Genomic DNA, 23,048 nt, shown 5'->3' with positions numbered 1-23,048 from the left:
GATCCCACCGGACGGCTGTGCTGGCATGGTTCCTCAACCTCTCGAACGGGAGCTGGCGACGTGCGCGTAATGCCTCATTGTGCAGGCAGCAGGCACGACGGCCGGCTCCGCGATTCTATGCGCCCATCGCCCCCGCCCGCGCATCGGCCCTCGTCGCCGGGTCCTCGCCGGCGAACCCGCGCGCATCGGATCCACTCCCGTCGAGGACGTCCGCGATCCGGGCCAGCGCGGCCTCGCCCGCCATCGCCCAGTGCGTGGCGGGGATGCCGTGCCGGTGGATCGTGCCTTCGACGGCGGTGGCCCAACTCGCCGCGCCGCGCGATCCGCTCGGGTCGTCGACGGTGGCGGCGAAGTAGACGAGATCGCCGTCGAAGCGACGTGGACGGTACTCGTCGACCATCCGCATCGAGGCCGTGGCGGCGTCGATGATGCGGGCGATGCGGGCGCGATCGAGTGCCGCCAACGGTCCGCCGATGCCCGCGGCCGCGGCGGCGAGACCGTCGGTGTCGAACGCGAGATCGTCACCGGCGAGCCCGCCGAGCAGGTCGCCGACGGTGGGCATCGGGGTCTGTTCCGGTCCGTCGCCGAGCCAGCTGTCCATCATGGCCAGCTGCGCCACCTGTGCGCCGTCGGCTTGCAGGCCGGTGGCGACGGCGTGGGCGAGCAGCCCGCCCAGCGACCAGCCGAGCAGGTGGTACGGCCCTTCCGGCTGTACCTCGCGGATGGCGGCGATGTAGCGGCGCGCCCAATCGTCGATGGTGGCGGGCAGCGGTTCGTCGGCGGTGAGGGCAGGCGACTGCAACCCGTAGATCGGGCGCTGCGGGTCGAGGTGGCGGGTCAGTCCGGCGAACGACCAGGACACACCACCGACGGGGTGGATGCAGAACAGTGGTGCGCCGGTGCCGCCCACGCGCAGCGGGAGCAGGACCGCGAACGCGTCGTCGCTCGAATCATCCTCGGCGCGTAGCCGTTCCACGACGACCGCGGGCGTGGGGTCGGTGAAGAACCACGCCACCGGCACCGGGCTGCCCAGCGCTTCGCTCAGTCGAGACGACAGCTGGACCGCGGTCAGGGAGTTGCCGCCGAGGTCGAAGAAGTTGTCGTCCATGCCGATGCGATCCAGTCCGAGTACGCGCGCGAACGCACCTGCCACGAGCTGCTCGGTCTCGGTGATCGGCGCCCGATAGGTCGCTTGGCGAAGTTCCGGGCGCGGCAGTGCGCCGCGGTCGAGTTTGCCGGAGGTGTTGACCGGCAACGCCTCCAGCTCGAGTACCACGGCGGGCACCAGGTAACCGGGTAGTTCCGTGGCCAGCGCCGCCCGCAGCACCGCCGCGTCGAATGCCGAACTACCCTGTGCCACCGCCAGATCGGCCGCACCACCTCGGGCACCGGGACCTGCGCCGGCGGAAGCAGCACCGTCGGACTCCTGGTTGCGCGATGCCACCACGTAGGCGACGAGTCGATCCGCGCCGACCCCGGACACCACGGCGGCCGCGGCCTGCGCCACCCCCGGCTGCCGTTGCAGGGCGGCTTCCACTTCACCGAGTTCGATGCGCTGGCCGTTGAGCTTCACCTGCAGGTCGGCACGCCCGACGTAGTCCAGTGCCGCACTGTCGCTTCCCCGCAGGCGAACGAGGTCGCCGGTGCGATACATCCGTGCGCCGGACGCACCGAACGGGTCCGGCACGAACCGCTCCGCGGTGAGTTCGGCGGCCCCGATGTACCCGTGGGCGAGTTGCGCACCACCGACATACAGCTCACCGGTCACCCCCGGCGGCACCGGACGCATCCTGGCATCGAGCACGTAGAGCCCCGTGTTCCACACCGGCGCACCGATCGGCACCGTGACGACGTCGGCATCGGTCACCCGGTGCGCACTCACCTGCACTGTGGTCTCGGTCGGCCCGTAGAGGTTCACCACCTGCGCACCGGTCAGTGCGCGTACCTGCTGTGCCAGCGCAGCGGGCAATGCCTCGCCACCCGCGAACACCCGCCGTAGCGTCGTACTCGCGACACCGGTGCCCTCAGCGACCGCCTCCTGCACGTGCGCCACGTAGGCGGCGAGCAGTGTCGGGGCGAATTGCACTGTGTCGATGTGATGTTCGGCGATCAGTGCGGCCAGGTAGGCCGGGTCCCCGTGTCCACCGGGCCGGGCGATGACAGTGCGGGCGCCCACCCGCTGCGGCAGCAACAGCTCCCAGATCGAGGCGTCGAAGGTGATCGGCGTCTTGTGCAGCACGCTGTCACCGGCGGCGAATCCGAACCGCTGTGCCAGCCAGTCGAGTTGGTGGACGATCGCGCGATGCGGCACACCGACACCCTTGGGCAGACCGGTCGAGCCGGACGTGAAGATCACGTACGCGGTGTGCTCCGGGAGCAACGGCGCCTCCCGTTCGGCGTCAGCGATCGGTGCTACCGAAAAGCCCGCGAGATCGACGGTGTCCAGCGTGATCACATCGTGCCCCCGCAGCGGAAGGTCCGTGGCGTCGCCGCTGGTGGTGAGCACGCAGACCGGTTGCGCGATCCGCAGGATGCGGGTGATCCGCTCGGCCGGATGGTCCGGATCGATCGGCACGTAGGTGCCACCCGCCGCCAACACGGCGTACACGCCGACCAGCAACTCGGCTGAGCGCCGAACTCCCACCGCCACCGCGTGATCCGGCCCGACACCGTGGTCGATCAGATGGCGCGCCAGCCGGTTCACCCGCGCGGCGAATTCGGCGTAGGTGAGTACGGTGTCACCGTCGATGAGCGCGACGGCGTCCGGCGTCGCGGCGGCGCGGCGATCGAACGCTGTCGGCACAACGCCGACCTCACCGGCCTGCGCGGTGTCATACCAGTTCGCGAGCATCCGGCGGTCACCGTCGGTGAGCAGGTCGATATCGCCGACCGCCCCGTCCGGGTTCGCCGTGACCGCGTCGAGGATCCGCACATAACCGTCGGCGACGCGAGCGGCCGTCTCGGCGTCGAACAGATCGGTGGCGTAGGTCAAGCTCACCGCGCAACCACCGTCGGCGGTGTCGGCGAGGACGAGATCCAGGTCGAACTTGGCGATGGCGGCGTCGGCATCCAGTCCGGTCACGGTGAGGTCGGGCAGGACCACCTCGACCGGGCTCGCGGCCAGGTTCTGGAAGGCCAGCATCACCTGGAACAGCGGGCTGTGCGCGGTCGAGCGGGTCGGGTCGAGCACGTCGACCAGCCGTTCGAACGGCACGTCCGCGTTCTCGAAGGCATCCAGATCCACCCGCCTGATCTCCCGCAGGAGCGCGTTGAACGAGACGGCGGGGTCGACACCGGTGCGCAGCACCAGCGTGTTGACGAACATGCCGACGAGATCGTCGAGGGCCTGCTCACCGCGACCCGCCACCGGGGTGCCGATCGCGATGTCGCCGGTGCCGCTGAGACGCGCGAGCAACGCGGCCAGCGCGGCGTGGGCAACCATGAATTCACTCACGTCGGCGCGACGCGCCAACTGCGCCACCCGCTGCCACACCGACCGCGGCACCACCGTGTCGACACTCGCGCCACGATGCGACGCGGCAGCGGGCCGCGGCCGGTCGGCGGGCAGTTCGAGCGGCCCGGGCAGTCCGGCCAGTTCGGTGCGCCAGAATCGCAGTTGCCGCGCGGCGACCGACTCGGCGTCGTCTTCGCTGCCCAGCACCGCACGCTGCCACAGCGTGTAGTCGGCGTACTGCACGCGCAGCGGCGCCCACTCGGGTTCGGTTCCCGCGCGCCGGGCGAGGTAGGCGGCGGCGGTGTCACGCAGGAGCGGCCCGGCGGAGAACCCGTCGGCGCTGATGTGGTGGATCACCACAACCAGCACGACTTCGTCCGCCGCACAGCGCAAGACGCGCACCCGCACGGGCGGCGCGACGGTGACATCGAATCCGCGCCCGATCTCGGCCGCGACGATCGCCGGTACCGCGATGGGATCCACGGTCTCCACCACCGGCGTCGGCACGAACTCCCACACCGCCTGGTGCCCGATCCCGTCGAGGGCCGGGTAGGCCGTGCGCAGCACCTCGTGCCGGTCGAGCACATCGGTGACCGCGGCCACCAGCGCACCGGCATCGACGTCACCGGTGAGCCGCACCGCGATCGGGATGTTGTACGCGGCGGACTCAGGATCGAGGCGGTTGAGCAGCCACATGCGCTGCTGGGCGGCCGACAGCGGAACCCGTGCCGGTCGCTCAGCGGAGGTCAGCGCGATCCCCGCGCCACTGCCCGCCCTGGCCGCGAGCACGGTGGCCAGGGCGGCCACGGTGCTCGCTTCGAACAGGGTCCGCACGGGCACCCGCGTCGACAATGCCGCGCCGAGGCGGGCGGCGACCCGGGTCGCGATCAGGGAGTTGCCGCCGAGTTCGAAGAAGTCGTCGTCGAGGCCGACCCGCTCGCGCCCGAGCACGTCGCCGAACACCTCGGCCACCGCCCGCTGCGCCGCGCCGACCGGCGCCCGGAACGGCCTGGCCACGAATTCCGGTGCGGGCAGCGCCTTCCGGTCGAGCTTGCCGGAGGTGTTGAGGGGGAACGCGTCGAGCACCACGATCACCGACAGCACCATGTAGGACGGCAGCACCGCGCCCACGCCCGACCGCAGGGCGGCCGGATCCGGTGCGAGGCCCGGCGTCGGCACGACGTAGCCGACGAGCTGGTCGCCGGTCGCACTCGCCGAGACCACCGCGGCGGCCTGACTGACCCCGGCCAGTCCGCCGAGCGCGGTCTCGATCTCGCCGAGTTCGATGCGCTGACCACGGAATTTCACCTGGAAGTCGATGCGCGCCAGATAGACCAGTACACCGTCGCGAGTCCACTTCACCAGGTCGCCGGTGCGATACATGCGCGCGCCCCGGCGACGGTGGTCGCGGCCGTCACCGACGGAACGCGCGGTGTCGGGACCCGAGCCCGCGCCGACGAACGGGTCCGCGACGAATCTGTCCGCGGTGAGGTCGGTGCGGCCGAGGTACCCGCGTGCGAGCTGTTCACCCGCCAGGTACAGCTCACCGGCCACTCCCGGTGCGACCGGGCGCAGCCGTTCGTCGAGCACGTACACACGCGAATTCCATTCGGGCACACCGATGGGCACCGTCTGGCCTGTGGCACCGTCGGCGGGCCACGCCGTCACCGACACGGCGGCCTCGGTCGGCCCGTACAGGTTGTGCACCGCCGCGGGCGATTTCGCACGCAGCGCGCCGACCGTCTCCGGGGTGAGCGCTTCACCGATCGCGAGGACCAGCCGCAGACTGGTCAATTGCTGGGCGTCGGCGTGCGCGGCGAACATGGCCAGCATCGACGGCACGAAGTCGACGACGGTGATCCGCCGCGCGGCGACCAGGTCGGCGAGGTACAGCGGGTCGCGATGACCGTCCGGGGTGGCGAGCACCAGGGTCGCGCCCGCCGCGAGCGGCGCGAAGAAGCCCCAGACCGACAAGTCGAACCCGGCCGCGGACTTCTGCAGGTACACATCGTCGCTGTCGATCCTGTACTGCTCGATCAGCCAGGCGATCTGATTGCGCACTCCGGCATGACTCATCGCCACGCCCTTGGGCCTGCCGGTCGAGCCGGAGGTGAACAGTACATAGGCGAGGTTCGAATCCCGCAGGGGAGCGCGGAGTTCGGACTCCGCGACCGGATGACCCGGGTAGCGGGCGGTGTCGACGTCACCGAGCACGACAACTCTGGTCGGCAGGCCGGTCCCCGAACCACCTGGCGTCGGCCCGTCGAATTCGTCTCCGGCGGTGGTGAGGACCAGGTGTGGCCGCGCGGTGTCCAGGATCTGGGTGACCCGGTCGGCCGGGTGGTCGGGGTCGATCGGCACATAGGCGCCGCCCGCGGTGAGGACCGCGTACATGGCGACGACGAGTTCGGTGGAGCGCCGGATGGCGAGCCCCACCATGGCATCGGGGCCGACACCTTCGTCGATCAGGTACCGGGCAAGTCGGTTGACCCGGGTGTCGAGTTCGGCGTAGGTCAGTGCCGTGTCCTCGAATACGAGCGCGGGCGCTTCGGGGCTCGCCCGAACCTGCGTGCGGAAAGGGGTGAGTAGCGTGGCGGCACTGTCGATCTCGTGGGTGGTGGCATTCCACTCGGTGAGGATGCGGGTGCGCTCGACAGGTTCGAGCACCTCGACGGAATCCAGCGGGGTGCGCGGCGACTCCGCGACAGCGGTGAGCAGGCGTTCCAGCCGTCCGGCGATCGTCACCGCGGTCTCGGTGTCGAACACGTCGTGGGCGTAGGTGAGCACGCCGGTGACGCCCGCGGCCGCACCGTCGACCGCGTACTCGTCGCTGACGATGAGGTGCAGATCGAATTGCGACAGCTCGTTCTCGGTGTCCAGCCCCGACACGGTGATCCCGGGCAGGGCCAGCTCGGCCCGCTCGAAGTTCTGGAACGAGAAGCCGACCTGGAACAGCGGATGCCGGGCGGTGGAGCGGGTCGGATCGAGCACCTCGACGAGACGTTCGAACGGCACCTCGGCATGGGCGTACACGGCGAGGTCGGTCGCGCGCTGGCGAATCAGCAACTGCTGGAACGACTCTCCTGCCCGCAGGCGGGTACGGAAGACCAGCGTGTTCACGAACATGCCGATCAGGTCCTCGAGCGCGGCCTCACCGCGCCCGGCGACCGGGGTGCCGACGGTGATGTCCGCACTACCCGAGAGTCGACCGAGCAGCGCCGCGAACGCGGTGTGCACGACCATGAACAGCGTGGCCCCGGACTCCCTGGCCAGCGCACTGAGCCGGGCGTGGGTGCCCGCGTCCAGGGTCACCGGCACGGTCCCTCCGGAGAGGGTCCGCACCGCCGGACGGGGGCGGTCCAGCGGCAACGCGAGCTCATCGGGAAGGTCGGCCAGTTCGCCGCGCCAGAAGTCGAGCTGGCGGGCGGCCACCGATTCGGGATCGGCTTCGTCGCCGAGCACCGCGCGCTGCCACAGCGCGTAGTCGGCGTACTGCACCGGCAGCGGCGTCCACCGCGGCGCCGCACCGTCGCGTCGCGCGAGGTAGGCGGTCATCAGGTCACGCACCAGCGGCGGTACGGACGAACCGTCGGCGCTGATGTGGTGCACGACCATGGCGAGCACCGCCTCGTCGGCGCTGATCCGATAGAGCACCACCTGCCACGGCACACCCGCCGTGACATCGAAGGTGGTGGCGGCCAACGCCGTCACGGCGTCCACGATCTCCGGCGCGGCAATGTCCTGAACCCGTAGTGCCACCCCGGCTTCGACGGCCGGCAGGATCTGCTGCACCGGACCGTCGGCCGTCTCGGGGTAATAGGTGCGCAGTACTTCGTGTCGGCCGATGAGATCGTCCACCGCGGCGGCGAGCGCGTCGAGATCGAGCACGCCGCCGAGTCGCACCGCGATCGGCACGTTGTAGCCGGCCGAATCCGGATCGAACCGGTTGAGGAACCACATGCGCTGCTGGGCGGGCGAGAGCGGAATCGAAGCCGGCCGCTCCCCCGCCACCAGCGCCAGCCGCGCCGCGCCGCGCTCGGCGTCGAGCGCGGCAGCCAACGCCGCCACCACCGGTGTCTCGAAGATCCGCGCCACGGGCACCTGCCGGTTCAACGCCGCCCCGAGCCGCGCCGCGACCCGGGTCGCGATCAGCGAGTTGCCGCCCAGATCGAAGAAATCGTCCTCGGCACCGACCAGTTCGACGCCGAGCACCTCGGCGACGACCCCGGCCACCAACTGCTCCGACGGCGTCGCAGGCGCACGGAATTCGCGAGCGACCAACTCGGGCGCGGGCAGTGCCCGCCGATCGAGCTTGCCCGAGGAATTGACCGGGAACTCACCGAGGACCACGAACGCGCTCGGCACCATGTAGGCCGGAAGTGCTTGCTGAAGAGCGGCTTTCACCATGTCGAGGTCGAGCTCCGCGGCACCGAGCAGGTAGGCGGTGAGATAGTCGCCCGTGCCGTCGTCGCGGACGGTGACCACCGCTCGTTCGATGGTGTCGAGACCGGTGAGAACTGCCTCGATTTCGCCGAGTTCGATGCGCAGGCCGCGCAGTTTCACCTGGAAGTCGGTGCGGCCCAAATATTCCAGTTCACCCGAGCGAGTGCGGACCACGAGGTCGCCGGTGCGGTACATGCGGTCGCCGGGGGCGCCGAGGGGGTTGGCGACGAAGCGGTCGACGGACAGGTCAGGGCGGGCGAGGTAACCGCGGGCCAATTGGACGCCGGCCAGATACAGCTCACCCGGTGTGCCGACGGGAACGGGACGCAGGCGGGCATCGAGCACGTGCAGGGCGGTGTTGGCGACCGGGGCGCCGATCGGCACCGTGGCCGTGTCGGCGTCGGTGACCTCGTGGAAGCTCACGTCGACCGCGGCCTCGGTGGGTCCGTACAGGTTGTGCACGCCGACACCCGGAACCAGCGCGCGCAGACGCTGGGCATCGGCCGCGGGCAGCGCCTCGCCGGAGGCGAACACCTGCCGCAGCGAAACGCAGTCGGCGGCACGCGGTTCGGCGAGGAACGCCGCCAGCATCGACGGCACGAAGTGCGCGACGCCGACACCCGTGCGGGTGATGACCTCGGCCAGGTAGGCGGGATCGCGGTGCCCGTCGGGCCGCGCGATCACCAGGGTGGCGCCGATCTGCAAGGGCCAGAACAGTTCCCACACCGACACATCGAAGGTGATCGGCGTCTTCTGCAGCACGGCGTCGGCCGCGCCGAGCCGGTAGGCATCCTGCATCCACACCAGGCGATTCACGATCGCGGTATGGGAAACCGCGACACCCTTGGGCTTCCCCGTCGAGCCGGACGTGAACAGCACATACGCCAGGTCCGCTCCACGCAACGGCCGGATCCGGTCGGCATCGGTCACCGGGTCGACAGCGAACCCGGACAGATCGAGCGCGCCGGGCTCGACAATACGAATGCCGGGCTCGGCGCCGGATTCGACCGCATGCGTCCCGGATTCGACCGACCGGCCGCTGGGCTCGACCTGCGCGGCGGGCACAGCGGTGCGAGCGCCGGTTTCGGGGAAATCGGCGGCGGCCAGCACGCACACCGGGGCCGCGGTCGCCAGGACGTCGGCGATCCGGTCGGCCGGGTGGTCCGGATCCAGCGGCAGATAGGCGGCGCCTGCGGCCTGGACCGCGTAGAGGGCGACCAGGAGATCGATGCCGCGCCGCAGCCCGACACCGACGACCGCGCCGGGACCGACCTGCTCGGCGATCAGCCAACGCGCCAGGCGGGCGACACGAATCGCGAACTCGCCATAGGTGATCCGCTGCCCCTCGAACTCGAGGGCGACCGCATCGGGGGTACGCGCGGCCTGCGCGGCGAACATCGAGACCAGCGTCGCCTCGGCGTCGAGCGGGGCGGCGGTGTCGTTCCACGCCGCGAGCTGGGCGGTCTCGGCGGCATCCAGCAGATCGATCTCGCCGACCGCGATGCTGTCATCGGCGACGACCGCGCTCAGCACCCGCACGAACCGCGCACCGAACGACGCCACCGTGTCGGCGTCGAACAAGTCGGTGGCGTAGCGCAGCCACCCGCGCATGCCGGGTTCCCCGGCGGCGCCGACGATCTCGTTGATCGCCAGCGACAGATCGAACTGGGTGGTCGCCGCGTCCAGAGCGAACTCGTCGATCCGCAGCCCGGGCAACTCGAGGACGGTGTCCTCGCGATGCTCGAACGCGAGCATCACCTGCACGATCGGCGAATACGCCGTGGAACGAACCGGATTCAGCTCGTCGACGAGCCGCTCGAACGGCAGGTCCGCGTGGGCGAAGGCGCGCAGATCAGCCGCTCGCACCTCGGCCAGCAGCGCACCGAACCCGGCACCGGCATCGACCGCCGTCCGCAACACGAGGGTGTTGACGAACATGCCGACGAGATCGTCGAGCGCGGCATCGGCTCGCCCGGCGACCGGCGTGCCGACGAGCACATCCGCACCGGCGCCCTGACGTGACAGCAGCACCGCGAACGCCGCGTGCACCACCATGAAGGTGGACACCCCGTGGCGGCGGGCCAGCGCCTCGATCCCCGCCACGACATCGGCGGGCACCTCGAACCCGACGGCCCCACCCGCACCCGTGCGCACGGCGGGCCGGGGCCGATCCGTCGCCAGTTCGAGAACCGGTGCGGTCCCGGCCAATTCGTCACGCCAGTGCGCCGACTGCCGCGCCAGCCGCGACCGCGGGTCGGCCGCATCGCCGAGCACGGCGCGCTGCCACAGGGTGAAGTCCGGATACTGCACCGGCAACGGCTCCCACGCTGGAGCGATCCCGGCAGCGCGCGCGGCATAGGCGGTGATCAGGTCCCGTGCCAGCGGCGTCGTCGACACACCATCGGCGGCGATGTGATGCACGGCGAGCACCAGCACGTGCTCTGTCTCCCGCGAACCCACGCAATTCACGGTCGCGAGACGCGGCGTGGCATCGCCGGACGCTGGTCGGCGGTCCACAGTTTCGACCCGCGGTTCGCGGCGCAGCAGCGCGGCGCGCAGGGGCGACTGAGTGGTCAGGTCGTAACCCTGGCCGATGATCGAGCGCACCACAGCGGCCAGCTCACCCTCGGCGACCTCGCGCACGACGGCAGCGGGCAGCACCGCGTCGGTGGGAAGGACCACCTGGGTCGGGCCGTCGGCGTCTTCGGGGAAAAAGGTGCGCAGTGATTCGTGTCGGTCGAGGACATCCGCCAGCGCCGTCCACAGTGCGCCGGTGTCGAGGTCGCCGGTCAGGCGCAACGCGATCGGCAGGGTGTAAACGGCCGATCTGGGATCGATCCGGTTCAGCAACCACAGGCGAGTCTGCGCCAGCGACAACGGGATTCGATCCGGGCGCGGTCGCACCACGGTCAGCGGCGGCGACTGTTCGCGGCCGGTGCCCGCACGCTCGGCGAGTCCGGCGACGGTCGGGGCGTCGAACACATCGCGCACGTCCAGCGCACTCCCGAGAGCCGCGTTGGCCCGGGCGACCAGACGCATCGCGAGCAGCGAGTTGCCGCCGACGGCGAAGAAGTCGTCGTTGGCGCCGATGCGCGCCACCCCGAGCAGGTCGCCGATCACCCCGGCGAGCGCGGTCTGCGCACCCGGTCGCGGGGCCAGGTATTCGGTGGTGACGGACAGGTCGGCGGCGGGCAGCGCGGCCCGATCGAGTTTGCCCGCCGAGTTGAGCGGCACGGTGTCGAGCACGACCAGGTGGGAGGGCACCATGTACGCGGGCACCTGGCCCGCTACGTGCGCACGCACCGCCACGCTGTCCACCTCGCCCGCGACATACCCGACCAGACACTGCCGACCGGCAGCGTCGGTGGCGGGCAGCACGGTCGCGTGGGTGACGCCGGGTGCGTCGCCGAGCGCGGCCTCGATCTCGCCCAGCTCGATTCGCAGTCCCCGGATCTTCACCTGGAAGTCGTTGCGGCCCAAGTAGACCAGCGCACCGCCGTGATCGCGGCGAACGAGGTCGCCCGTGCGGTACATGCGGGTCCCGTCGGCCCCGAACGGGTCGGCGACGAAGCGGTCGGCGGTCAGGTCGGGCCTGCCGAGGTAGCCGCGGGCCAGCTGGTCACCCGCGAGATACAGCTCACCCGCGACACCGCCGGGCACCGGGTGCAGGCGCTCGTCGAGGACGTAGGCGCGCACGTTCCAGGTCGGCCTGCCGATGGGCAGCTCGGTCTGCTCGACCGGCGCCGTGATCTGCTGGAACGTGCTGGTGATCGCCACTTCGGTGGGGCCGTAGGTGTTGTGCAGCTCGCCGGGGATCGCGGCGAGCACGGTGGCGGCCAGCGGGGCGGGCAGTTCCTCGCCGCCCACGTGCAGCATGCGCAGCCCGCTCAGCGCGTCGCCGAGCCCTTCGGCGAGCATCGCGGCCAGCACCGACGGCACGATCTCCATGATGGTGACGCCCTGCTCACGCACCACTCGCGCCTGATATTCCAGGTCGAGGTGACCGCCCGGGCGCAGCAGCACCAGCGGGGCGCCGAGCAGCGCGGGGGCCAGCAGTTCCCAGAGCGAGACGTCGAAGGTGAGCGGCGCGCGCTGCAGGAAGCGATCGGCCGACGACATGTCGTATTCGCCACGCAGCCAGCAGATCTCGTTGACCACGGCGCGATGCGAGATCAGCACGCCCTTCGGCGTACCGGTGGAGCCGGACGTGAACAGCACATACGCCGGGTGTTCGGGGTGCAGCGGCGCGAGGCGCTCGCCATCGGTGAGCGGGCCGCCCGCGACAGTGTCCTGCGCGGCGTGCTCGAGCTGGGCGACGGTGAGCACCGGCACCCCGGAGCGCGACGCGGCGGCGAAATGCACCGAGGCCGTGGCGGACCGGATGCCGCTGTCCACATGATCGAGGTCACCGGCCGACGCGACGACGACGAGTCGCGGGGTCGCGGTCGCCAGCACATGCCCGATGCGTTCGGCGGGCTGGCCCGCGTCGATCGGCACGTACACGCCACCGGCGGCGAGTACGCCGTGCAGCACCACCAGCAGTTCGATGCTGCGCGGAACAGCCACGGCCACCGGGGTTTCCGGCCCCACACCGCAGTCGATCAGCCTGCGTGCCAACCGGTTGGCCCTGGCAGCGAGCGCGCCATAGGTGATCTCGGCGCCTTCGAAGATCGCCGCCACGGCGTGCGGAGCTCGCGCGGCCGCGGCGTCGAGCAGGTGGGCGGCGAGTGGGGCACCTAGACCCAGTTCCGCGAGGGCGCTGTCGAGCGGCACCACGTCGCCGTGGTGTTGCGCCGGTAGCGTGGTGTCGGCGAGCAGGGCGAGGTCGCCGACCGCGGTGCCGGGGGCGGTGACCGCATCCCGCAGCACCCGATCGAGCATCCCGACCATGGTCGCGACGGTGTCGGCGTCGAAGAGATCGGTGGCGTAGCGCAGTTCGAGGTCGAGGCCGTCGGGCGCACCGTCGGGCGCGAAACGGTCGACGAAGGTGAAGTCCAGATCCACTTCGATCGGCGCATCGGGCAGGGTCAGCCCCGACAGGGTCAGGCCCGGCAATTCGAAGGCGGTCCTGCGCTGGTTCTGCAAGGCCAGGGAGATCTGGTACAGCGGTGAATACCCCTGTGAGCGCGCCGGATTCAGCGCGTCGACGAGGCTCTCGAACGGCACGTCGGCATTGTCGAAGGCATCGAGATCGCCGGCACGGACCTCGTCGAGGAGATCGCTGAAGCGCGCGCCCGCGCGCACCTGCGCGCGCAGCACGAGCGTGTTGACGAACATGCCGACGATGTCGTCGAGTTCGCGATGGCCGCGCCCGGCCACGGGTGTGCCGACGACGATGTCGGCACCGGCCGAGAGCCGCGCGAGCAGCACCGAGAGGCCCGCGTGCAGCACCATGAACGGAGTGGCGCGGTGCGCGCGAGCCAGCTCCTCGATCCCGCGATGCAGGTCGGCGCCGAGGGTGGTGGTGAAGGTGGCGCCCCGGTTGGAGGCGATCAGCGGCCTGCGCCGGTCGGCGGGCAGGGTCAGGACATCGGGCAATCCCGCGAGCCGGTGCGTCCAGTAGTCGAGCTGGCGGGCCAGCGGCGCGTCCGGGTCGTCGGCACTGCCGAGGCCCTCGGTCTGCCACAGCGCGTAGTCGGCGTAGTGCACAGCCAACGCAGGCAGCTGCGGCTGCGCACCCGCCGCGCGGGCGGCGTAGGCGGCCACCAGATCCCGGGTCAGTGGCCCCATCGACCAGCCGTCGGCCGCGATGTGATGCACAACGAGCACCAGCACGTGTTCGGTCGCCGCTACCCGCAGCAGTGCGGCACGCACCGGCACCTCGAGGGTGATATCGAAACCACCGGCGAGGACCGACACCACCGCCGCGGGCACGTCCTCGGCAGCCACGTCGACGACGGCGAGCTCGGGCACGAACGCAGGCCCGACGAGTTGTGTCGCCTGACCGTCGAATTCGGGATAGGTGGTGCGCAGTGTCTCGTGCCGGGCGATCAGATCACCCAGGGCGCCGCGCAACGCGGTCGTATCCAGCTCACCGCTGAGCCGGATCGCGACCGGGATGTGGTACGCGGCGGAGTCCGGATCGAAGCGGTGCAGGAACCACATCCGCTGCTGGGCGGGCGAGAGCGGAATCCGGTGCGGCCGTTGACCCGCCACGGGTCCACGCCTGCTGCCGGTGCCGCGCAGCGCGTCCAGCCGCACCGCGAGTCCGTCGACGGTGCTCGCCTCGAACAGCTCGCGCACCGGCACCCGCGCATCCAGCGCGGCACCGAGCCGGGCCGCCACCTGGGTCGCCAGCAGCGAGTTGCCGCCGAGGGCGAAGAAGTCGTCGCCCGCGCCGACCCGGTCGAGGTCGAGCACCCCGGCGAACGTCGCGGCGACGATCCGCTCGGTGGCGGTGGCGGGCTCGCGGTAGTCGAGCTGCCGCGATTGCGGCACGGGCAGTGCCCGACGATCGAGCTTTCCGGACGCGTTGACGGGCAACTCGTCGAGGAAGACGTAGGCGCCCGGGACCATGTAGGAGGGCAGGGTGGCGCCGATCGCGGCGTCGAGGTCGGCGACCTCGGGACCGTCGGCAGCGCGGACGACGTAGGCGACGAGCTGATCGGGCCTGCCTCCGTCCGAGCGGACCAGGACGGCGACCCGGCTGACGCCGGGAACCGAGGCGATCGCCGCTTCGATCTCGGCGGGCTCGATGCGCAGTCCGCGCAGCTTCACCTGGAAGTCGGTGCGGCCCAGGTAGTGCAGCGCCGGGCCGTCGGAACCGGTGCGCCAGGTGACCAGGTCGCCGGTGCGGTACAGACGTTCGCCGGTGCCGAAGGGGTCGGCGACGAAGCGTTCGGCGGTGAGGTCGGTGCGGCCGTGGTAGCCGTCGGCGAGCTGCGTGCCCGCCACGTACAGCTCACCCGGGACACCGGCCGGGACGGGATGCAGGCGCGAATCCAGCACGTACACACGGGTATCGGCGACCGGTGTGCCGATCGGTACCGTGGCCCCGGGCTCGTCACCGGCCTCGTGTGTGGTGACCTGGATGGCGGTTTCGGTCGGGCCGTACAAGTTGACCACTGTCGCGCCGGTACTCGCGCACACCCGCCGCGCGAGGTCGGTCGTCAGCGCTTCACCACCCGCGAAGACCAGTCGCAGTGACTCTGCCTGCGCGGAAACGGGTTCCGCCATGACGGCCGCGAGCACCGAGGGCACATACTGGACGACGCTCACCCGATGGCGCGCGGTGGCCGCCGCCAAGTACGCCGGATCACGATGCCCGTCGGCGGTGGCGAGCACCAGCCGCGCCCCGACCTGCAACGGCCACAGCAGTTCCCACACCGACGCGTCGAAGGTGAACGGTGTCTTCTGCAGCACCACATCGCCGGCACCGAGCGGGTATTCCCGCTGCAACCACAGCAACTGGTTCACCGCGGCCCGGTGCGGCACGGCCACACCCTTCGGCCTGCCGGTGGAGCCCGACGTGAACAGCACATACGCGAGGTGCTCGGGACGCAGCGGAACCACCCGCTCGTCGTCGGTGATCGGATCGCCGGACACTCCCGACAGGTCGAGCGCGCCGACCTCGAGCACCGACCCGCTGACAGCCACACCACTCCCGGCAACCGTCAGCACGCAGACCGGTGCCGTCTGCGCCAGCACATATGCGGTCCGCTCGGCCGGATGGTCCGGGTCCACCGGCACATACGCCGCCCCGGCCGCGAGCACCGCGTGCACCGCGACCAACTGCTCCACACCACGGCGCATCGCGACCGCGACCAGCGAGCCCGGTCCCGCCCCCAGCCCGATCAGATGACGGGCCAGTCGTGCGACCCGATCACCGAACTCCGCGTACGAAAGCTCCACTGCGGTCGTGGAATCGACGGCGGCACGCACAGACACCTCGGGCACCGCATCCCCGGCGCGGTGTGCGGCGATGGCATCGGCTGCCGCGTGTTCGAGCCGGGAAATACCGCTCGAGGACACCTCGAGGAGTACGCCGTCCGTAGCGCTCGACCCGGCAGTGGGCAATGCATCGAGCGCGCGCGTCGCTGTCGCAGCGGCGGCCGGCGCGGCATCGGCCGCAGTGGGGTCGGCGTCGACGACCACGGCCATCGCGTGGGGCGTTGCGGCAGCTCGGTCAGCGAGAAGCGAGGCGAGAGTCGCGGCGTGATCGGCCTCGGTGGCGGTGTCGTTCCACGTGGTCAGGATTTGGGTCCGCTCGGCGGCGTCGAGGAAGTCGAGGTCGCCGACCGGGCGTGCCGGGTCGGCGAGGACGGCCGTGAGGATGCGGTCCAACCGGGTAGCGAACGCGGCGACGGTGGTGGCGTCGAACAGGTCGGTGGCGTACAGGAAGGCGCCGGAAATACCGGTGGGAGTGCCGTTGTCGTCGCGGTGCTCGGCGAGGGTGAGCTCCAGGTCGAACTTGGCGACACCGGTGGGCAGATCGAAACCGGCGACGGTGAGGCCGGGGAGGGCGAGTTCGCTCGGGGTGTCCTCGTTGAGGGACAGCATCACCTGGAACAGGGGGTTGCGGGCCGTGGAGCGAACCGGATCGAGGACCTCGACCAGGCGCTCGAACGGCACGTCGGCGTGGCCGAAGGCGGCGAGGTCCTTCTCGCGGACCTGGGAGATCAGTTCGGTGAACGGGGTCGCGGGTGCCACCTCCGTGCGCAGAACGAGGGTGTTGACGAACATGCCGACGAGATCATCGAGCGCGCGTTCACCACGCCCCGACACCGGCGTGCCGATCGCGATGTCGGTGGTCGCCGACAGCCGCGCCAGCAGCACCGCGAACACCGCGTGCGCGGCCATGAACACCGTGATGCCCTGTGCGCGAGCGAATTCCGCCAGTGCCCGATGCGTTGCGGCATCGATCTCGACGCCGTGCATCGCACCGCGCCGGGAGGCGACCGCCGGACGGGTCCGGTCGGTGGGCAGTTCCAGCTGCTCGGGCACCCCTGCCAGCGCGTCACGCCAGAACGAGAGCTGCTTCGCCGCCACCGATTCCGGATCGGCCGCATCACCGAGCACCGCGTGCTGCCACACGGCGTAGTCGGCGTACTGCACCTTCAACGGCACCCAACCCGGGGCCGCACCGATGGCGCGCGCGCCGTAGGCGGTGAGCACGTCCCGGATCAACGGCCCGAACGAGAAACCATCGGCGGCGATGTGATGCAACACGATGACCAGCACGTACTCAGCACCGGCGGACCCCGTCGAGTCCGCCGCTGCGGCATGCCCGTAGGTCCCGTCACGCTCACCCGATGCGCGATGCTCCAGCGCGGTGTCCGCGGCGACACGGAGCAGCGTCGCGCGGATCGGAGCATCGACGGTGAGGTCGAAGCCGGTGGAGGCGAAGGTACGCACGGCGTCGGACAGGTCGGCCGCATCCACGATCCGCGGGTGGACCTCGGGCATGAGGCCGGTCGCCGGAAGGATCTCGGCGATGGCGTTGCCGTCCAGTTCCGGGTATCGGGTGCGCAGGACCTCGTGCCGGTCCAGCACGTCGACGATCGCGGCTTGGAGCGCGGCGATGTCGAGCGCACCGGTGAGGCGGACGGCCATCGGGATGTTGTCGGCGGCCGAGCCGGGATCGAAGCGGTTGAGGAACCACATGCGCTGCTGGGCGGGTGAGAGCGGGACGGGATCGGGTCGGGTTCCCGCCACCAGCGCGGGGCCGGTCCCGGTGCCACGCAGACGGTCGGCGGCCGCGGCCAGTGCCAGCACCGTCGTGGTGTCGAAGAGCTGGCGGATGGGGATGCGGATATCGAGGTCGGTCCCGATACGCGCCATCAACCGGGTGGCGAGCAGCGAGTTACCACCGAGGTCGAAGAAGTCGTCGTCACGGCCGACCCGGTCCAGTCCGAGGACTTCGGCGAACGCGGCGGCCACCACCTGCTCGGCCACCGTTTCCGGCGCCCGGTAGGCGGCGGTCTCGAAGACCGGTGCGGGCAGCGCCGCCCGATCGAGCTTGCCGACGGGGGTCAGCGGCACGGCATCGAGAGTGACGACCGCGGCGGGCACCATGTGTGAGGGCAGGTGCGCGGCGGTGTGCGCGATGAGGGTCGCGGCGTCGATCGTGGCACCGGTGACGGGCACGACATAGGAGACCAGCAGGGTGGCGCCCGCGTCGGTGCGGTGGCCGACGGTGACGGCGAAGTCGACCGTGCGATGACGGGCGAGGACCGCGTCGATCTCGCCGAGTTCGATCCGGAAGCCGCGCACCTTCACCTGGAAGTCGTTGCGACCCAGGTACTCCAGATCGAACGATCCTTCGCGCCGCACCCAGCGCACGGTGTCACCGGTGCGGTACATCCGCTCGCCGGGCGCGCCGAAGGGATTGGTGACGAACCGCCCGGCGGTCAGCGCGGGCCTGCGATGGTAGCCGCGCGCCAGCTGCGCACCAGCGATGTACAGCTCGCCGACGACCCCGGCGGGCACCGGCCGCAGCCGCTCGTCGAGCACCAGTTCGGTCGTGCCCTCCACCGGCGCGCCGAGCGTGATCGCCGTTGCCGCACCGAGTGGTTCGCTGATATTGGTGACGATGGTCGTCTCGGTCGGGCCGTAACCGTTGCGGAAGATCAGACCCGGAATCGCGGCGGTCCACCGCGCCACCAGCTCCGGCGGGCACGCCTCGCCACCGACCACCACCATCCGCAGCTCGTCGAGCCCCTCCGGGTGCACCGTCGCCAGCGCCGACGGCGTGATGACCACATGCGTCACCCGCTCGACCCGCAGCAACTCCCCCAGCTCCGCCCCACCGAAGACGCCGGCGGGCGCGATGACCATCGTCGACCCCTCGGTCACGGTCAGCAGCAGCTCGGCCACGGAGATGTCGAACGAAGGCGACGCCACGTGCAGCACACGCGCATCGGCGGAGGCCAGGTACCGCCCGGCCTGTACGGGCAGATACGCCGCGACCGCACCGTGCGGAATCACCACGCCCTTGGGCAGACCGGTGGTGCCGGAGGTGTAGATGACATACGCGGGATCCAACGGATCCACCGCTCGTTCACCGGGCGGGACCACGACCCCGTTGCCGCCGGAGATGACATCCTCGACACGACCCGCACCGCCTGTAGTGGGTTCCGTGCGGTCGAGCACAAGCCAGTTCACCGTTGCCGGCAAGTCCGACCGCACTGCCTCGATCGTGATACCCGCCGCCGCACCGGAATCGGCGAGCATGTGGGCGATGCGGTCGGTGGGGTAGTTCGGGTCGACCGGGAGGAAACCCGCACCGGACTTCACGACGGCCCAGATCGCGGTGATCGAATCCGCGGAACGCGGAATACTCACGGCGACAAGATCACCCGCGCCGACACCGAGATCGGTGAGGCGGGCGGCCAGGCGGGTGGAGGCGGCGTCGAGCTCGCCGTAGGTAAGGGTACGGGCGCCGTCGCGGAGGGCGATCGCGGTGGGATCGGCGGCGGCGCGGGCGAGCACCTGCGGCAGCAGCGGAGCCGGCGTCGACGGGCCGCCGGTGCGGGCGGTCAGGTCGGCGAGTTCGGTGTCGATCAGCAGTGGCAGGTCGGCGACCGGGGTCTGCGGGGCGGCGGCGATCGCGGTGAGCAGGCCGATGAAGCGGGCCACCGTGCGCGTGATGGTCTGTTCCTCGAACAGATCTGTGGCGTAGGAGAATTCGCCGGACAGACCCATGGCCGCGGAATCACGCAGGGTCAGCGAGAGATCGAACTTCTCGATGTCATAGGGCAGGTCCACGGCGGCAGCGCGCAGCCCGGGCAGTTCGAAGGTGGTCGGCGGCAGGTTCTGCAACGACAGAGCCACCTGGAACAGCGGATGGCGACCGGCCGACCGCGTCGGCGCGAGCACCTCGACGAGCCGCTCGAACGGCAGAGTGGTGTGGTCGAAGGCGGCCAGATCCCCGGTGCGGACGCGGCCGAGCAGCTCGGCGAACGGTTCGCCGCCACGCACCTGAGTGCGCAACACCGCGGTATTGACGAACATGCCGATCACGTCGTCGAGTTCGGCGGCGCCGCGCCCGGCGACCGGCGTGCCGATCGCCACATCGGCATTGCCCGACAGGCGAGCGATCAGCACCGACAACGCCGCGTGCAGCACCATGAACAAGGTCGCGCCCTGTTCCGCAGCAACAGCATTCAGCGCCGCGACCACGTCGGCATCGAGCTCGAACGAGACCCGGCGCCCCCGCATCGAGGCGGTGGCGGGGCGGGGCCGATCGGTCGGCAGGCTCGACTCGTCCGGCAGTCCGGCCAGCGAGTCACGCCAGAACGCGATCTCGCGCCCGGCCTGCGAGTCGGCGTCGTCCTCCGCGCCGAGGACAGCACGCTGCCACAGGGTGTAGTCGGCGTACTGCACCGGCAGCGGATTCCACTGCGGCGCGGCATCTTCGGCACGCGCGTAGTAGGCGGTCATCGTGTCACGCACCAGCGGACCGGCCGACCAACCGTCGGCGGCGATGTGATGCACCACCAGCACCAACACGTGATCGCCGTCGACCTCGAACAGGCTCGCGCGCAACGGTGGCGCGGCGGTGACATCGAAACCACCCAGAATCACGGCGGCGAGCGCGCCTGGGAGTTCCTGAGCGCTGATGCTGACCGGATCGAGCACCTTCGCATCGGCGAGCGATTCGAGCGCCTCGGTGACGGGAAGTACGCGCTGCGTGCCCACCCCGTCGACCTCGGGGTACACCGTGCGCAGCACCTCGTGCCGCGCGATCAGATCACCCACCGCCGCCCGCAACGCATCCTGATCCAGCGCACCCGTCAACCGCACCGCGATCGGAATGTTGTAGGCCCCGGTCTCCGGATCGAACCGATTCAGGAACCACATCCGCTGCTGCGCGGGCGAGAGCGGCAACACATCGGGACGCGGGCCCGCGACGAGCGCGGGCCGATCATCGGCCACCCCACCCTCGACCAGCTTCGCGAGTACGGCCACCGTCGGACTGTCGAAGAAGTCCCGAACATCCACCCGCACACCGAAATTCGCCTGCAACCGGCCGATGGCGCGGGTGGCGATCAGCGAGTTGCCGCCGAGGCGGAAGAAGTCGTCGTCCAAGCCGACCACGTCCACCTCGAGCAGCTCGGCGAACAACGCGGCGACAGTACGCTCGGTCGCCGTACGCGGCTCCCGGAATTCGGCGGCGGAGACCCGGAAGTCCGGCTCCGGCAACGCTTTCCGGTCCAGCTTGCCGCTGGCATTGATCGGCATCGCATCCAGCTGCACCAGCAGCGACGGCACCATGTACTCGGGGATCGACGACTTGGCGTGCTCGATGAGTTCGGCCTCGTCGAGCACCGCACCGTCGACGCTCACCACATAGCCGACCAGCGCCTCACCGGCGGCGTGGCGATGCAGCACCACGGCCGCGTTGCCGACGCGAGGATGCGCGGCCAGCACGGCCTCGATCTCCCCCAGCTCGATCCGCAGACCACGCAGCTTCACCTGGAAGTCGGTGCGCCCCAGGTATTCCAGCTCACCGCGCGACTCCCGCACCAGGTCACCGGTGCGATACATGCGTTCACCGGGCGCGCCGTAGGGATTGGCGACGAACCGATCCGCGGTGAGCCCCGGTCGCGCCACGTACCCACGCGCCAGCTGGACACCCGCCAGATACAGCTCGCCGACAACCCCGACGGGTACCTGGTCGAGGTTCTCGTCGAGCACGAGCAGCCCGGTGTCGTCGGCGGGACCACCGATCGGCACCGACACCTCGTCGAGCGCGGTCACCTCGTGCGCGGTGACGTCGACCGCCGCCTCGGTGGGCCCGTACAGGTTGTGCAGCGCCGTCGCCGACAACGCGCGCAGCCGGGCGGCCGTGGCAGCGGGCAGCGCCTCACCGGAGGCGAACACCATCCGCAACGACGACAGATCCACCTCGGGGCCCACGTCACCGACGAACGCGGCCAGCATCGACGGCACGAAGTGCGTCACGGTGACCCGATGCTGCGCGATCAAGGCCGCCAGATACGCGGGATCACCGTGGCGCCCCGGTTCGGCGACAACCAGCCGGGCGCCGATCTGCAAGGGCCAGAACAACTCCCACACCGACACGTCGAAGGTGTAGGGCGTCTTCTGCACCACCACATCGGCCTCGGTCATGGCGTAGCGGCGCTGTCGCCAATCCAGGTTCGCCACGATCGCCCCATGGGTGACCGCCACACCCTTCGGCCGGCCCGTGGAGCCGGACGTGAAGATGACGTAGGCCGTATTGCCGGCCCGCACGCCGGACACCACCTCGCCGGTCGCCGCGTCCCAGTCGATGTCATCGGTGCGCAGCACCGGCGCGCCGTTCAGATCCGGCTCGTCGCCGGCCCGTGTCACGACCACCACCGGCCGCGCCACCTCGAGCACGTAGTGCAACCGGTCCACCGGATGATCGGGGTCCAACGGCACATACGCACCGCCCGCCCGCACGATCGCGTGCACCGCCACGATCAGCTCGACACTGCGCCGCAGCGCCAACCCGACCAGCGTCTCCGGCCCGACGCCCGCCTCGACCAGCCGCGCCGCCAGCACTCGCACCCTGGCATCGAACGCCGCATAGGTCAGCGTGACGTCACCGCACTGCACCGCGACAGCATCCGGCGTCCGCGCCACCTGCGCGGCGAACCGATCGACCAGCGTCGCCGCGGCCGCTACCTCCATCCCCAGCGCCGCCATCGCGTCGCCCGCGAGCGAATCCAGCAGCACACCGAACGTCCCCTCGGCGGCATCGACCACGCCGGGGAACAGCTCGGCGAGCACCACCTGCACGAGCGTGTCCGCGTCCAGCGCCCCACCGGTGAGCTCGGCCATCAGCGTGAGCTGGGCGTCGAGATCGGCGTAGGACACCGCGGCGCCGTCGAACTCGACCGCGATCCGCGCCGGATCCATCGCCGCGACCGTCGCCACCAGCGCTGCCAGCTGTTCTGTTTCCGCGCGCGCCGGAGTGGGGTTGGTCATCGCACACTGCCTTCCATTACCGGCCCCGGGTAACGCCACGCGGCCGCACAAACTCTCGGAACTCCCGGCTAGCGCCGGGGTGGGGTGGATCGGCGCGGGGGCGGCCAACCTCGGGCACCCTGCCCGAAATCCGCCCGCTCACACCGGATTCAGTGCGATCGGCTATGACACGATCGCGGCAATCCGGCTCGCCGCCACGCAACCAGCAATGACTCGGTTATCTCCCGACCTCCAT

General features: G+C 70.7%; 1 protein-coding gene. It reads right to left on the bottom strand.

Features of this window, described 5'->3' with window-relative positions:
• Window positions 1–115 precede the first annotated feature (115 nt).
• Window positions 116–22,813 (bottom strand): non-ribosomal peptide synthase/polyketide synthase, encoded by a 22,698-nt coding sequence (locus ACFVJ5_RS18960; protein WP_379221657.1) that lies wholly within the window; start codon window positions 22,811–22,813, stop codon window positions 116–118.
• Window positions 22,814–23,048 lie beyond the last annotated feature (235 nt).

It is taken from the genome of Nocardia sp. NPDC127606 (assembly GCF_042671725.1).
Lineage (GTDB): Bacteria > Actinomycetota > Actinomycetes > Mycobacteriales > Mycobacteriaceae > Nocardia.
This window is presented reverse-complemented; position numbering and strand designations above follow the sequence as displayed.

What these genes read in the sequence shown, in the direction of transcription:
- ACFVJ5_RS18960 (WP_379221657.1), bottom strand. Translation starts at nt 22,813, where the DNA reads ATGACCAACCCCACTCCGGCGCGCGCGGAAACAGAACAGCTGGCAGCG.